This is a genomic window from Halomonas colorata, assembly GCF_014897985.1.
GTDB lineage: Bacteria > Pseudomonadota > Gammaproteobacteria > Pseudomonadales > Halomonadaceae > Vreelandella > Vreelandella colorata.
In genome coordinates this window covers 1-13,450 of record NZ_JABUZA010000033.1, presented here as the reverse complement: position 1 = coordinate 13,450, position 13,450 = coordinate 1, and the positions used below count along the sequence as shown (strand labels likewise).

Below are 13,450 nucleotides of genomic sequence, written 5' to 3'. Positions count from 1 at the left end.
TCAACAATTCGCCTAATGCCTCATATGACCGGCAGCAATAAACAGAGCGTCGAAGGAGCGGCGCTTATTGCTGCCCGAGTGCATGTGATCGTTATAACTTACTTTCCGGCAAGCTTTGCTGCTTCTTCTATCCACTTAGAAAGATCTTCTGAATTTGTATACTTATATGCCTTAAAGCCATTTTTTTCGACCTGACTCGGTATCGCTCCTGGAGAACCAGTATTGCCATCTTTATCTTTCAAGTGATGAATTTGTACAGCTACGAGGCCATTCCCCCTAGCTAAAGATTGCTCTATTTCATAATCAATATATTTACGGTCTTTAGTACCATAAGTAACAAAGACGACAGTCACTGAGGTGCGTACGAGCGCCTCGTCGATCATTTTTTTAATTTCTTTGTCACCTTTTTTCTTTGCCTCCTCCCACAAAGAGGCGTCTTGGAATCCCGCTGCTGCAGTTCCGGTTACATTAGGGATGCTACGTATTTGATTGACCTTCCAAACATACTTGTAAGTGCCTGATCACAAATTTCCGTGTAACATCGATTTTAAAATCACTGATACGGATAAACCTATGGCAAGGCGTCGCTTTGTTGATCCTCTCACAAAGTCTGAGCAGCAGGCACTAACCAAGGCCTATCACCAAAGCGAGAAGCGGGCTTTACGTCGACGTGCGAATGCCATCCTGCTGAGTGGTCAGGGCCATACCATCAACCAGATCAGTGACATTCTGCAGGTTCGCCGCGATGCCGTCTCTCGATGGCTCAAACAATGGGAAACGTTGGGGCTTGACGGGCTCGCCGATAAGCCCCGCAGTGGTCGGACACCTATTCTGGACGAGCACGACAACCAGCGATTGAAAGAAATGGTTGTTGAGCAGCCTCATCAGATTCGATCCTTACAGGCTCGGTTTCAGGAAGAGACTGGCAAGACAGTTAGCACGGTGACCCTTCGCCGGGCGTTGAAAAAAAAAATGATCTCAGCTTCAAGCGCATTCGTCATTCACTGAAGGCACGGCGTAACGAAAGGGATTTCCGCAATACTCAGGGCCTCCTTAAGGCGCTTCAGCAGCAGGAAGACGAAGGCGAGCACGAGCTTTACTATTTTGATGAGTCAGGCTTTTCACAATCGTCGTCAGTGCCATACGCGTGGAGCCCTGTCGGTCAACCCTGCGAAGTGACCGCCTACTCTCGTAGCCGAAGACTAAACGTATTAGGGTTCCTCAGCCGTGCAGGGAAGCTTGTCTACCATACCACGACGGAATCAGTGACGGCCGAGACGGTCATCGAAGCCTTCGACACGTTTGTGACTCAGAAAGACCCTGACACGTTCGCCGTTGTGGTGCTCGATAATGCCAGTATGCATCGCTCCATGGCCTTCAGGAGAAAAATAGTAGAATGGATGTCGCATCCAGGAGAAAAATAGTAGAATGGATGTCGCATCGTGTGCATTTGATCTACCTATCAGCTTACTCGCCAGAGCTGAATCTAATTGAGATTTTATGGAAGCAGATGAAGTACGCATGGTTGCCGTTAAGCGCCTATCTTTCGTTTGACCGCCTCTGCAATGAGGTTCATCGCCTACTCGGCGGCTATGGAGTTTTGCACGCGATTAATTTTGAATAGGCACTTACATGAACGTTTCGAGTCATATCTTGGCACATGAGCCACTCAGTTAGAGGATGTAGATCGTGCTGCTTGCATCAAGGACTATTGCTATGGCTTCAAGCGACGGGAATTAGAACCGTTAACAGCAATTTCTGACCAATCAATCTTGTGTCATGTGATCTCTAACAGGGGATAGTTTATGTCTGACAACCGTTACCAGTTTGATATTACCGATGGGCATGTTTTAGCTATTCGGGAATGGGACGATGGCCGCTGGGAAAATGAGGCCATTGATAACGACGATCGTTACAGCGTTCAGGGCAACCGTATCGTCAAAACCGAGTGGAACGATGATGATATAACGATTTATGAAGATCGTGGCGACGGCGTGTATTTTGAAATTTTTGACGGTGAACTTAATGACTGGAATCGTCGGAATGACTCAAATGACATGAATAACATCGATGGATTGGATATTCAGAGTGACTGGGATGATCGGATTGATTTTAACGAGGACCGGCTTACCTATGACCAGCAAGTGACACTTTTGTATAGCGCTGCGTTCGATCGTGCTCCAGACCAAGCTGGTCTGACTTACTGGAGTAACCAGATGCGGGGCGAAGACGATCTGGACCTGGATGATATCGCTGAGATTTTCATGGCCTCTGATGAGTTCATCAACCGTTATGGCAGCAACCTCAATAACAGTGATTTTATTGAGGCGCTGTACAACAATACCCTGGGTCGACCTAGTGATGCTGAAGGCAAGGAATATTGGTTGAACCAATTGGCGACCGATGAGGATCGTGACGACATTCTGGAGGCGTTTGCGCTTTCAGATGAACATATCGCGCTGGTGCTGGATGATGACCGCCCGCCTTCTACTCAGCAGAACATAACCAGCAATGATGGTGACAGCCTCAATCGTGGCGATGATTTTGATGACGCTTCTGAGAGCGGGTTAAGCATTGATGATCAACTCACCCTTATGTACAGCGCTGCGTTCGATCGTGCTCCAGACCAAGCTGGTCTGACTTATTGGAGCAACCAGATGAAAGGAGAAGATGATCTGGACCTGGATGATATCGCTGAGATTTTCATGGCCTCTGACGAGTTCATCAACCGTTATGGCAGCAACCTCAATAACAGTGATTTTATTGAGGCGCTGTACAACAATACTCTGGGTCGCCCCAGTGATGCTGAAGGCAAGGAATATTGGTTGAACCAGTTGGCGAGTGACGAGGATCGTGACGATATTCTGGAGGCGTTTGCACTTTCAGATGAGCATGTTGACTTGGTGCTCATCGGCCAGAACAATCAGGATGCTACTATCTTCTGATACTTCAGCATGAAGTTTAAACTGGAAACACGTTTCTGGATACGTTTCTGACTATGCTTTTCAAAACTGTCTGCCAACCCTATTCAGAGATTTCGTTGGCAGACAGTCCACATTATGAAAGCGATAGGAACTCATCACGAAGACAACTTGTCAGATAAACCCTAACTTAAATTTTTCATGGCGTATAAAAGAAAACGATTGGCAATTTTAAATTTTCAAGATCTTGCATCAAAACCAAGATCAAAAGTTACTTCCAAAATAATGCCTGAAAAATTGACCTTCTCGCTACTCTCACGGCACCAAATTGAAGCTGGCTTGTTGAGGTCACATCACCTCCGATGCAGGGTTACTTTTGCTACGGGAAGACGACAAGCAATGTCGACTTACACGTCGCTTGGCATCGATACTTCATTATCTTCTGGCACCAGATAAAATTCGCCACAAGTTCGGCACCTTGGTCCGTCAGCGCGTGTTTGGAATCGCCGCTGGCTATCAAGATCTTAACGACCATGAAAATGAGGTGCTTGCAGGTACGCAAGGGCTCCAGTAAGTGCCTATTCAAAATTAATCGCGTGCAAAACTCCATAGCCGCCGAGTAGGCGATGAACCTCATTGCAGAGGCGGTCAAACGAAAGATAGGCGCTTAACGGCAACCATGCGTACTTCATCTGCTTCCATAAAATCTCAATTAGATTCAGCTCTGGCGAGTAAGCTGATAGGTAGATCAAATGCACACGATGCGACATCCATTCTACTATTTTTCTCCTGAAGGCCATGGAGCGATGCATACTGGCATTATCGAGCACCACAACGGCGAACGTGTCAGGGTCTTTCTGAGTCACAAACGTGTCGAAGGCTTCGATGACCGTCTCGGCCGTCACTGATTCCGTCGTGGTATGGTAGACAAGCTTCCCTGCACGGCTGAGGAACCCTAATACGTTTAGTCTTCGGCTACGAGAGTAGGCGGTCATCTCAAAGGGCTGCCCAATGGGACTCCACGCGTATGGAACCGGTGACGACTGCGAAAAGCCCGACTCATCGAAGTAATAGAGCTCGTGCTCACCCAGGTCTTCCCGCTCCTGAAGCACCTTGAGGAGGCCCTGAGTGTTGCGGAAATCCGTTTCGTCGCGCCGTGCCTTCAGCGAATGCCGAATACGCTTGAAGCTGAGCCTATTTTTTTTTCAGCGCCCTGCGGAGCGTCACCATGCTGATGTTTTTCCCCGTCTCTTCCTGAAAGCGGGCATGCAAGGAGCGGAGCTGGTGGGGCTGTTCGGCGACAAGTTCCTGCAGCCGATGGTGGTCGTCGTCATCCAAGGCCGGCGTGCGGCCACTGCGCGGCTTGTCGATCAGCCCATCAAGCCCTGCTACCTCCCACTGTTTGAGCCATCGAGATACGGCATCGCGGCGGACCTGCAATATCTCACAGATCTGAGCGATGGTATGACCCTGACCACTCAGCAAGACGGCATGCGCACGTCGACGTAGGGCGCGCTTCTCACCATGGTGATAGGCGGAGGACAGCGTCTGCTGCTCAGACTCAGTGAGAGGTGCAACGAAGCGCCTTGCCATGGTTCCGTCCGTGTCAGTTATCCTACGTACATTATGCACGAAAACTTTCAGTTAGGCACTTACCTTCAACCCAAAAAAGCCTCTACGCCTTCATCCTTGAGGCTCTGCTTTGCTTCACTTAGCGCTTGAGCGTCAGTCTCAAACGTCTTGTCCCACACAAAAGATGTACCTGCCTCATTAACCACTTCCAGAGTCCAGGTTGTCTCTGCTTCCAAACGGTAGATGCTCACCGTGAATGCATGGCCTTCCGCTTCCACTGTTTCATTGAGCGGGCTATCGACCAGGTTCGGCTCATCTTGCATCACGGCTACTCCTTAACCCTTCGTTTTCTGGATGGCGGCTCGAACGTAACGACGCTCACCGATGATATTCGAGCGCTTGTGTGACGCCTTCATCTCTCGGACTAGAGACGCTGAAGCAAACATACGCGCTTCCACATCAATGACGCGCTTGCCTCGCTTCTTCTCGACAAACTCAACGTGCGAAAGCAGCCCCTCTGCCTCGATCCTTTGTATATGCTCACGGAACTTGCGGCGCGCATGATACGGGCTCTTGTAATTCAGAAGCCCTGTCGTCTCCTGTAAGGACGACAGTTTGAGCGAGTAAGGTGTCTGCTCAGAGATGTTACGGCCGTTGAGCAACAACAACTTGATGATGGCATGACCGACATGCGTTTTGACTTGTGCAACACGAAACACGTTGTACTGCTGATACAGGCCCGCATGAATACCCAGGCTGATAATGGGGTGAAACCTTGCCGTCCAGAAACCGTTTCGATCATGAGCATCAAACCCATTCTGCTCAAATGACACAAGCTCAGGCAGAATCGCCCCTCGCGCATTGATTCCCCCTTTCGAGGTCGAGCGAACAGACAGATTGCACTTGTTCAATACTTCCAAAGAACGCATCAGGGCTGGGTAGCTACGCCCCCTCCCCCAATGCTTGAGCTGTTGCATCAGCTGGTTAATCGTGAAATGCACCCCGTAACTCGGCAATGCGGCATTGCCCTTCGCAGGTTTATGGGATATGTCCGCCGGTTGAAGGATATCGCCGTTATTCATTGCCAGCTTGACCAGCGCCAGCTCCACAAGCTCATCGGTATTATCGGGGTAGCAAAAGATGGTCTGCTGAACGCCGTTGGCTTCTGTCCGAATTTGTGCCGGTGTCATCTCAAGGGTGTAATGCTCGCCGCTGTCTTCAAACGAATAGTTGACGATCCCCATTTCCTTCGCGTCAGGGCTGTTATTGATCCCTTGGATATCGCTGCAATTGTAACGGGGTATGCGCTCCCAAAACTGCATCAGGTTGGACGCATTGGCGCGTTCTTCCGGCGTGTTTGTCAGCGTCGACTGGAAATCACGAAGAGACTGCCCTTCAGGCGTCAGTGCTGCGTCAGGCAGAACATCCGGCTCGGCCAGCTTGAGTGCCGGTACATTGGCAACGTCTTCAGCCTGCCCACTTTCCGGCATGATCGAATCAAGATCGAGTGACAGGTTCGTCGGCGGTGAGTCCGATTGATCGGCTTTGCTTGTTTTTGATCTGCGCAGGTCGCTAGTGACCTTCTCCCAGTCCGTGCGAGGATGCTGTGCCATGTCCTTTCTCTGATTCGGTGAGTACGGCTTTATGGAACTGAGTGTAGCGAAGCGAAGCCGCTCCTTCTATGTACGCTCTGTACACATTCTGCACTTTTTTTGTCGCACCCTGCTTCTATGTACCCTCTGTACAGGTTTCTAACGTGAGAACACCTGTATATTCTATGTACGATCTGTACACATTCTGCAGCGTGAAGCCTCTCGCGTGGACATAGCCTCTTTCTGATTGGAGCCTCCAGAGCAAACCATCGGGTTCTATGTACGATCTGTACACGTTTCTATGTACGATCTGTAAATCTTCTGAGTTATCCACAGATTTTGGGGATAACCCAGTGAAAAAAAGCTGCCATTCTATGTACGCTCTGGACGGGTTTGAGGTATTTCAGGGTTTTGTATGTACGGTCTGTACACGTTTCTATGTACGCAGTGAACAGGTTTTCTATGTACGCTCTGTACGGATTGCCCAGGGCAGTAAGGCCAGAGCCCCCTTTCTATGTACGGAGCAGACAGGTTTCTATGTACGACTCGGACAGGTTTCTATGTATGGAGTGAACAGGTTTCTATGTACGGAGTGGACAGCTTTGATCGCTAAACAACTGTCTGAAATAGATATTTTTGAGCCTCCTTCTTCCCTTTTGTCCTTTTATCCTTTCCATATATCCTTTAGAGATCGCAGGCCAACCCTGAAGAAGAAATGTCCTCTACGCGGCCATCGCTCAAGCCACTGACGGCAACAAGCGTATCAAGTGACGACCAAGGCCGACCATCAACAATCGCTGTTGCCCTGCTCTCGCCGACATGGGGCAGATCGTTTAATTCATCCGCTGGCGCTGAATTGATATCAATGCAGGTATTTGTCTTGGAAGATGCCACGACTGTCGCATCATCGGGTAAGCGCAAAGACGCGCCGTTCAAGGCAATCCATACAGGCACATGATCAGAGATCGCATCACGGGCAACTTCATGATTGATTCCCCAGCGCTCAGGGAATCTCAGAATACCTTGGTCGGTTACTGACAAAGACGTGCCTTCCTGCAGGAACATGTGATCGTAGTGATTCGGATACCTGTCCTCTGTCGTGCTGATCGTTGTGCCTCTGCCATCCTCGTATGCCGCTTCAACACCCAAAAGTTCAAGCGTGTCAAAGCCAAGGTGCTCGCTGTCGAGGTTGAAGTCCCCTGCCAGTATGCGAGGCACACCAGGATAGGCTTCTTCACCTAACCACTGCCAGTAATCAGCCAACCCCTCAATCTCAGGCAGCCGGTCACGAACACTATCGCCATATAGAATATGCACGTTGGCAATGGCAAATGTCTCACTGGTATCTCGATCAGTAAACAGCGCTGAATACGGCTCCCGTGCAAAGACGTCCGCACCGTCGAAAAACACAGCGTCCCCACCCGATGCTGACACCTCTGATTCTCGCCAGAAGAACGCATACGCCTCTTTATAGCTACTGCGCCCGATCAGGTGACTCATCACGTATCCCCAAGGTTCACCTGATGCTTGCTCCAACGACAGATGCAAATTTTCAGCGCCATCTTCGCTCATGACCTCTTGCACTGCGAGCAAATCGAAACTGTTACCTATCTCACCTAAAATCGCTAAGTCCTTGTCGTTGTTCCAGCCCAAGTGGTTAATGTTCCAGGTTGCGATGGCAACGTCAGCATGGACAGACAATGATGAAATCATCAAGGCACCAAAAGCGGATAACCTCAAAACCTTGTTTGATACTATCATCAAAACCTCATTTGCTGTCCGGCTGTCTATTAATGCCCAGCGCCCACCAGTAAGGCTCAAAGCTGTTTTCCACGCTGTCACAAAGCAAGTCGACAAAAAGATCGTAGTTGCCGGTGCAATGGGCAGTATCCAGTGCTTCGTAGTAAGCCAACCGCTGCTCTACCTTGATCAGAGCGGCAGGGAACCCTGCTTTCATCAGCTCGAAATTCATCAGAAGCCGCGATGTCCGCCCATTCCCATCAACGAAAGGGTGAACCTTGACGAACTCACCATGCAAACGGGCAGCTCGCTCAATGGGGTGCAAAGTGCCAGCCTCTTGATGATACCAATGAAGAAAATCGCTCATCGCCTGAGGAACCCTGTAGGCTTCAGGTGGCCGGTGCTCGGCACCTGATATCATGACATTGACCTGGCGATACGCTCCGGCATTCTGATCGTCGACGTTTTTGAGTACCAGCTGGTGCAGCGATTTGATCAACCATTCGGATAGAGGCTCACGCTGCTTAACCCAGTCTTCAACCATCCAAATCGCTTCTCGATGGTTAATAACCTCAAAGTGCTCTCGCAGGGTTTTTCCACCCACCGTAATACCTTCAAGAGCGACCTTGGTTTCCTTGAGCGTGAGCGTATTCCCTTCGATGGCGTTGCTATGGTAAGTCCATTGCAAAACCAGCGATTCATGTAGGTTGCGGACAACGGCATGAGGCAGCGGTCGATACTGATCCAGCTGCTCTTTAAGCCGATCAAGTCGTGAGAACCTGTCAGACATCCGCCCTCTCCTGATCAGTCAACCTCAAAAAACCCGATGGGCTTTTCTTCAAATGAGGTTTTGATGCAATGAATAAAAACACTTTCACGCTTGATCGCCGTCGATCAACTTATCAATTTGTTCACGCAGGATATCCTTGATGGTCATGCCATTCTGAGCCGCGTATATCTTCAACCGCTGATGTTCTTCATACGTCAGATCAATGTTGACCCGTTTTTTGGCCGGTCTGTCTGCCAGGCTCGCTAACGTCGCTTCTTTTCGCTTGTCTGCTTTCGCGCTTGGGCGTCCAGCACTAAGTACACCTTTGGTCATCTCAACAACCTCAAAAAATCATAACTTCAAATCATTATTGCCGCATTAACGTAAAAACTCAATTGATCAAAGCCCCAAAACCTCAAATGAGCTTTGCTTTCAGCTCGTTCATCAATGCGTTGATTTCAATAGATGCGGGGCCGTCAGGGTCTTGGTCGAAGACCGTTGTACCTGTTGCGGCCGTCGTGGGGTAGATAACCCGCTGAGTAACCCGACTCTCAAGCACCGGCAACTCATATTCGTTAAGTGCATTGGTGACTTCCGACCCTATCCGCGTCCCCTTGATCGCCCTGGAGACAACAAACGCCGCTTGCATCTTGCCGTCAGTGATCTCAATACGCTGCTTCACCAACTCGACAAGATCAGCTGTCGCCCAAATATCGTACGGGCTTGGTTGTGCCGGAATCAGCACAAAATCTGCTGCCTTAATGGCAGACGCTGCCAGATCGGCTGCCTGTGGCGCGCCATCAATCACCACAAATTCTTTGCGAGCCAGGTTTTTCAAATCACGCCCTATGGTTGGACGGTCAATGCCGACTACCGGCACCGGCTGATCCTCACGAACCGCTGCCCAATCACGGGCGCTGCCTTGGGGGTCTGAATCAACCAACAGTACATCATGTCCTGCCATCATCAGCGCAGTAGCCAGGTGCGTTGCAATCGTCGTCTTACCCGAACCGCCTTTCTGATTTAAAACCGCAATAACGTGCATTGTATCTCCGCCATCGTGTAGGAACCTTATCTGAGCTTATGAAGAAATGGGGATTTTATCAAATGGTCATAAACTCAAATAAAAGAATGAGGTTATGAGGTTATGAGTCATTACGTTTAAAGGAAGGGGGTATGGGGAGTTTGCGTATATACACCAGCTCAACGCGCATGGAAGGTGAACGATCAGCTTGCTATCGCTAGTATATATGTCAATGCGATAGGGAGTAGCAAGGATATCGTGCTGACGGCCTCCCAATCAGGTCTCAGGAGTCTTATTGGTGCTGAAATTGTGATGAATTGAGCGTATGAGTCTATGAGCTTATACACATAAGCGCTTTGCCTCATGACCACAAATACTTAATTGAGGTTATGAGGTTTTAAGTTAAAACGTTTAAGCGCCTTCACACGCTCGTGGTGCGTCGGATGTGTGCGAAGACAGATAGGCCGCTGCAAAGGCTCAAACGTGGAAGCCGCTGCCAGCGATCTGAACAGCGCGATGCCTGGCTCTGCACCTTCCTGTGACGCTGCAAAGGCGTCAGCGCGAAATTCACTACGCCGTGACGCCCAAAGTGTCAACGCCTCGTAAGCTGCACCACCGAGCTGTCTGCCAGCTTTATCCAAATTTTGGAATAGACGCTCAAAACCAACCAACAAGCGGCAAAGAGGATGGCCTACTAGCGGTATCCAGTAACATAGCCGAACAAGCCATTTCACGACCTTCAAGCGTAGGCGCTGCCAAGCAAGCACGCTGTCCAGAAAGCGCTGCCAGGCAAACACATGGCGGGCATCCCCATGAACCAGATGGCCGACTTCGTGAGCGATCACCCAGCGCAATATGTCCGACGGCAACTGCAAAACACCCGCTGACAGTACCAAGTGAGATTTTCTTATTGGCGGCGCAACGACAAAAGCAACCACATAGGCATTCTCGGCGGCCCAAAGGTGTGGGCATCGGATACGATGTTGCTTGCACAGACGTTGTGTATAGAGCGCGATAGGATGGTCTGCCGATACCTTAACCAATCTCCCCTTGGCCAAACGCTGCAACTGTCGTTTGCGGTGTCTCATCGCTTGCTTCGCCCCATTCCAAACCAAAAGACACAGCAGCCCCCACGCGATCACCAGGGCGAGATGAATCAACGTATTTTGGGATAGCGGCACCCAGTCAATCTCTGGCCATGCAGGACGAACACCGGCGGCGAACAACCAAGAAGAAATATGTGCAAAAACGCTATAAACAGCCCAAAGAATTATTAAAGGTAAAAAAGCACTAAAAATACTCAATAAAATAAAGCCAGCTAAAAAAGCTGTGTTGTGCAAAAAAGCCCATAAAAAATTCGCTATGCCTTGTAAAGACCGAAGATAAGAACATTTGCAGAACGATGTCATGAGCCATCGCCTTCTTTACTAATGACATAACGCACTTTTTCAACCAAAGGGTTTATATAATGCTCAACAGCGTTATTTAATCTAGGAAGCCATCCTTGTGTTTTTTTGTCTGCTGAGTCTATCAAGGTTTGCGAGTTAGCCGACTTCCATTGTGAAAGCGATGAAGGGGGCATCCAGTCTGGTAACGTCCGCCAAGGGGTACGATGCGTCGATTCTGTAGGTTTCACTGATGAGGCACCCGACAAAAGCTCGGCATTGACCCAGGGTGCTGGCGCGCCTGGCGGCATATTCCCTTGACCGCCCGCTGTCAAAACATCGAGTCGTCGTCGGGGCTCGGCAAAACGTCCATGTCGTTCTAGCGGTTCAACTGTGATCGTTGCAAGGTGTCGGTCTGGCCGATAATGAGCTGCTTGTACCTCTATCTGTAAACGATCCCTAATATCGGGACACCAGGCACGCTGACAGTCGTGGCTCACGACGATCTGGACGTTGTGGTGGTTTGTCGAATCCGACACAGTATCGCCGGAGGAGATAACTGTTTTCGCCGTTCCCAGGGCTGGCGGAATTGTCAGCGCGAGCCCAAGTGCCATCGCTGGCAATGCTAGATATGGAAGCATGTTCCGCTCCAAAAAAAACGCCCTCAAAAGGGCGTCAGTCATTAGGTGAATGGGGCGTTTTACTCGGCATCGGGCGTCACGGGAGCAGACTGATTGGACGCGTCCAGCCAGTCCCCAATGCCCAGCGAATCCAACAAGCCGCCGACCCAGGTATAAACGGGCATAAAGTATTCCGGCCAAAGGTGCATCAATGCCATCCCCAGCACTGCACCGCCTATCAAGCCTGCCAGGTTCGTTCTGGCCAGAAAGAGGGCGACACCAATGGCAATCGCAATCGGGGAAATGGGGAGCATAATTAACCTTCCTGTTCAGCGGGTTGGCCGTTGGCTGTTCCTGCCTCCGCACTCTCCTGCTCGATCATGCCCCTTAATGCCGAAATGATGGCTCCTGGCGGCTGCGCCCCAGACAAACGGACTTCCTCTCCCGTTTCGTTGTCGATCAAAAACGATGTCGGCGTACCCGTAACACCTTCTGATTGTGCTTCACGCCCAAGAACAGCCACATGGCGTTGTACATCGCTGCTTTGCATACACTGACGAAACGCTGAACGATCAAAACCCATCGTTTCAGCTACATCGAGCAAACCCGCTTCGCGCACCTGATGATTCTCGTAGATATAGTCGTTAAGCGCCCAGAAATGCTGATTATCACCGAGACGGCCTGCACACTCACTCGCCAATGCTTGGGTGGTCGAGTTGGCATCCATGATCGTCATGTGATGGTACTGAGCCTTCATCACGCCCTGACTGCTATCAACAAGTTGCTTGGGAGTATTGTGAAACTGACGGCAGTACGGGCAGTTGGGATCGGAATAGGTGTACAGCGTGAAGCGAGCGTCAGCATCCCCGTATGTCCAGGGCGTATCGTCTTCCAAATCGGTAGGGGCATTGTCATACCCCTCTAACAATGCCTGGCGCTGTGCCTCTTGCTCGGCCTGCGCTCGCTGCTGCATCACCTGATCAACGGCGGCCACCAGGTCAGTGTTACGCGTTTGCTGTCCAGAGGAAGTGTTGATGGCATCGGCAAGGTCAGACAGTTTCGCATTGGTCTGTTGGAGTTGATCAGCCGTTTCAGTCTGGGCGTTCAGCAGCAAACCGAATGCAAGTGTTGCCAGCAATCCGCTGCCGATAATACCGCCAAGCGCAAGGTGCATCGTGCGACGGTCGCCTGTGGCCGAAGATGTAGCTTTTGACATGAGTATTCCTCTGGAATGAAAAGTACCTTGGCAGAGTACGCGCAGGAAATGATCAGACAGGCCAGCGGAACACCGGATTTCTAGGCAAAAACAAAAAACCCCCAAAAAGGGGGCTGTAAGCCTTTGTGAGAGCCTGAAGGCATCAGGCGGCCCAAGGTAGCAGGTAGGGGGTAGAAAACACGACAGAGGCCGTCAGGAGCCAACAGAAAAGGGCGTATAGCTGCAAGCCAATGAAACGCCGCATCCCTCCCTTCCTGACATATCTTCCAGCCGTAGAGATGGCCATAAAGACCCCGCCAACTGCCAGAGCAAGAATCGACGGCATGATCCATTCGATACCGACACCCGCAAATGCCCGCCAGAAAAAGAAAACAAAAAGGCCGATGATCGGGGAAAGAGACACAATGCCCTGTACCGAAACAGCCTGGCGATACTTCCCATGTGGCGTGTCGTCAACAAGGTATGCACGCACCAGACGGTGAGGTAGAAGTGACATAGCTTTCAGTGAACAGCGCAAAGAACGGTTTTGACGGCTCATCAGATTTTGCGCGGGATACCCGGTACTTCTAGTGCCGGGAGGGATAGCGCGTCGCTCGCAGAGCGACTCGGTT

13 protein-coding genes and 3 pseudogenes are annotated in these 13,450 nt (G+C 50.4%); 3 read left to right on the top strand and 13 right to left on the bottom strand.

What is annotated here, in order from left to right; all coding sequences use genetic code 11:
- Positions 1-98: 98 nt before the first annotated feature.
- Positions 99-491: pseudogene (locus INT33_RS15155) on the bottom strand (TIR domain-containing protein); the annotation flags it as partial.
- 82 nt (positions 492-573) lie between these two features.
- On the opposite strand from INT33_RS15155, the pseudogene INT33_RS15150 reads away from it, so the two are divergent.
- The 3 genes and pseudogenes from INT33_RS15150 to INT33_RS15140 form a co-directional block, all read left to right on the top strand.
- Positions 574-1,624, top strand: a pseudogene (locus INT33_RS15150) (IS630 family transposase).
- Between the two features lie 181 nt (positions 1,625-1,805).
- Complete coding sequence (locus INT33_RS15145; RefSeq protein ID WP_193086011.1) at positions 1,806-2,945, top strand: DUF4214 domain-containing protein; 1,140 nt, start codon at positions 1,806-1,808, stop codon at positions 2,943-2,945.
- Between the two features lie 258 nt (positions 2,946-3,203).
- A pseudogene (locus INT33_RS15140) lies at positions 3,204-3,459 on the top strand (transposase); the annotation flags it as partial.
- A 40-nt stretch (positions 3,460-3,499) separates the two neighbouring features.
- On the opposite strand, the gene INT33_RS15135 reads toward INT33_RS15140, so the two are convergent.
- The 12 genes from INT33_RS15135 to INT33_RS15080 all read right to left on the bottom strand — a co-directional run.
- Positions 3,500-4,514, bottom strand: a protein-coding gene (locus tag INT33_RS15135; protein WP_193092300.1) for an IS630 family transposase whose coding sequence is annotated in 2 segments (ribosomal slippage) — positions 3,500-4,126 and positions 4,128-4,514 — 1,014 coding nt in all. Because the reading frame shifts where the segments join, the coding sequence is not laid out codon by codon here.
- Between the two features lie 65 nt (positions 4,515-4,579).
- Positions 4,580-4,816 (bottom strand): hypothetical protein, encoded by a 237-nt coding sequence (locus INT33_RS15130; RefSeq protein ID WP_193059640.1) that lies wholly within the window; start codon positions 4,814-4,816, stop codon positions 4,580-4,582.
- Positions 4,817-4,828: 12 nt separating this feature from the next.
- Positions 4,829-6,106 (bottom strand): hypothetical protein, encoded by a 1,278-nt coding sequence (locus tag INT33_RS15125; RefSeq protein ID WP_193059641.1) that lies wholly within the window; start codon positions 6,104-6,106, stop codon positions 4,829-4,831.
- Between the two features lie 663 nt (positions 6,107-6,769).
- The gene (locus INT33_RS15120) at positions 6,770-7,798 is read right to left on the bottom strand and encodes an endonuclease/exonuclease/phosphatase family protein (protein WP_193059642.1); all 1,029 of its coding nucleotides are present in this window, start codon (positions 7,796-7,798) and stop codon (positions 6,770-6,772) included.
- Between the two features lie 55 nt (positions 7,799-7,853).
- Entirely contained in the window at positions 7,854-8,615 is a 762-nt protein-coding gene (locus INT33_RS15115; RefSeq protein WP_193054913.1) for a Fic family protein, read from the bottom strand.
- A gap of 84 nt (positions 8,616-8,699) precedes the next feature.
- Complete coding sequence (locus tag INT33_RS15110; RefSeq protein ID WP_192539307.1) at positions 8,700-8,927, bottom strand: plasmid partition protein ParG; 228 nt, start codon at positions 8,925-8,927, stop codon at positions 8,700-8,702.
- An 82-nt stretch (positions 8,928-9,009) separates the two neighbouring features.
- Positions 9,010-9,639, bottom strand: a complete 630-nt coding sequence (gene parA / locus INT33_RS15105) for a ParA family partition ATPase (RefSeq protein WP_192539306.1) — start codon at positions 9,637-9,639, stop codon at positions 9,010-9,012.
- Positions 9,640-9,995: 356 nt separating this feature from the next.
- Positions 9,996-10,706, bottom strand: a complete 711-nt coding sequence (locus INT33_RS15100) for a M48 family metalloprotease (protein WP_193067736.1) — start codon at positions 10,704-10,706, stop codon at positions 9,996-9,998.
- A gap of 317 nt (positions 10,707-11,023) precedes the next feature.
- Complete coding sequence (locus INT33_RS15095) at positions 11,024-11,644, bottom strand: hypothetical protein (RefSeq protein WP_192539304.1); 621 nt, start codon at positions 11,642-11,644, stop codon at positions 11,024-11,026.
- A 59-nt stretch (positions 11,645-11,703) separates the two neighbouring features.
- On the bottom strand, positions 11,704-11,937 hold the full coding sequence (locus INT33_RS15090; RefSeq protein WP_192539303.1) for a hypothetical protein: 234 nt from the start codon (positions 11,935-11,937) through the stop codon (positions 11,704-11,706).
- A gap of 2 nt (positions 11,938-11,939) precedes the next feature.
- Positions 11,940-12,839, bottom strand: a complete 900-nt coding sequence (locus INT33_RS15085) for a DsbA family protein (protein WP_193054912.1) — start codon at positions 12,837-12,839, stop codon at positions 11,940-11,942.
- A 142-nt stretch (positions 12,840-12,981) separates the two neighbouring features.
- Positions 12,982-13,450, bottom strand: a 469-nt coding sequence (locus INT33_RS15080) for a hypothetical protein (protein WP_226916982.1), incomplete at its 5' end; no start/stop codon positions are given.

Excerpts from the sequence above, each read along its gene's own strand:
- parA (WP_192539306.1), bottom strand. The coding sequence starts at position 9,639 with ATGCACGTTATTGCGGTTTTAAATCAGAAAGGCGGTTCGGGTAAGACG.
- INT33_RS15095 (WP_192539304.1), bottom strand. The coding sequence starts at position 11,644 with ATGCTTCCATATCTAGCATTGCCAGCGATGGCACTTGGGCTCGCGCTG.
- INT33_RS15130 (WP_193059640.1), bottom strand. The coding sequence starts at position 4,816 with ATGCAAGATGAGCCGAACCTGGTCGATAGCCCGCTCAATGAAACAGTG.
- INT33_RS15090 (WP_192539303.1), bottom strand. The coding sequence starts at position 11,937 with ATGCTCCCCATTTCCCCGATTGCGATTGCCATTGGTGTCGCCCTCTTT.
- INT33_RS15115 (WP_193054913.1), bottom strand. The coding sequence starts at position 8,615 with ATGTCTGACAGGTTCTCACGACTTGATCGGCTTAAAGAGCAGCTGGAT.
- INT33_RS15110 (WP_192539307.1), bottom strand. The coding sequence starts at position 8,927 with ATGACCAAAGGTGTACTTAGTGCTGGACGCCCAAGCGCGAAAGCAGAC.
- INT33_RS15085 (WP_193054912.1), bottom strand. The coding sequence starts at position 12,839 with ATGTCAAAAGCTACATCTTCGGCCACAGGCGACCGTCGCACGATGCAC.
- INT33_RS15120 (WP_193059642.1), bottom strand. The coding sequence starts at position 7,798 with ATGATTTCATCATTGTCTGTCCATGCTGACGTTGCCATCGCAACCTGG.
- INT33_RS15100 (WP_193067736.1), bottom strand. The coding sequence starts at position 10,706 with ATGAGACACCGCAAACGACAGTTGCAGCGTTTGGCCAAGGGGAGATTG.
- INT33_RS15125 (WP_193059641.1), bottom strand. The coding sequence starts at position 6,106 with ATGGCACAGCATCCTCGCACGGACTGGGAGAAGGTCACTAGCGACCTG.
- INT33_RS15145 (WP_193086011.1), top strand. The coding sequence starts at position 1,806 with ATGTCTGACAACCGTTACCAGTTTGATATTACCGATGGGCATGTTTTA.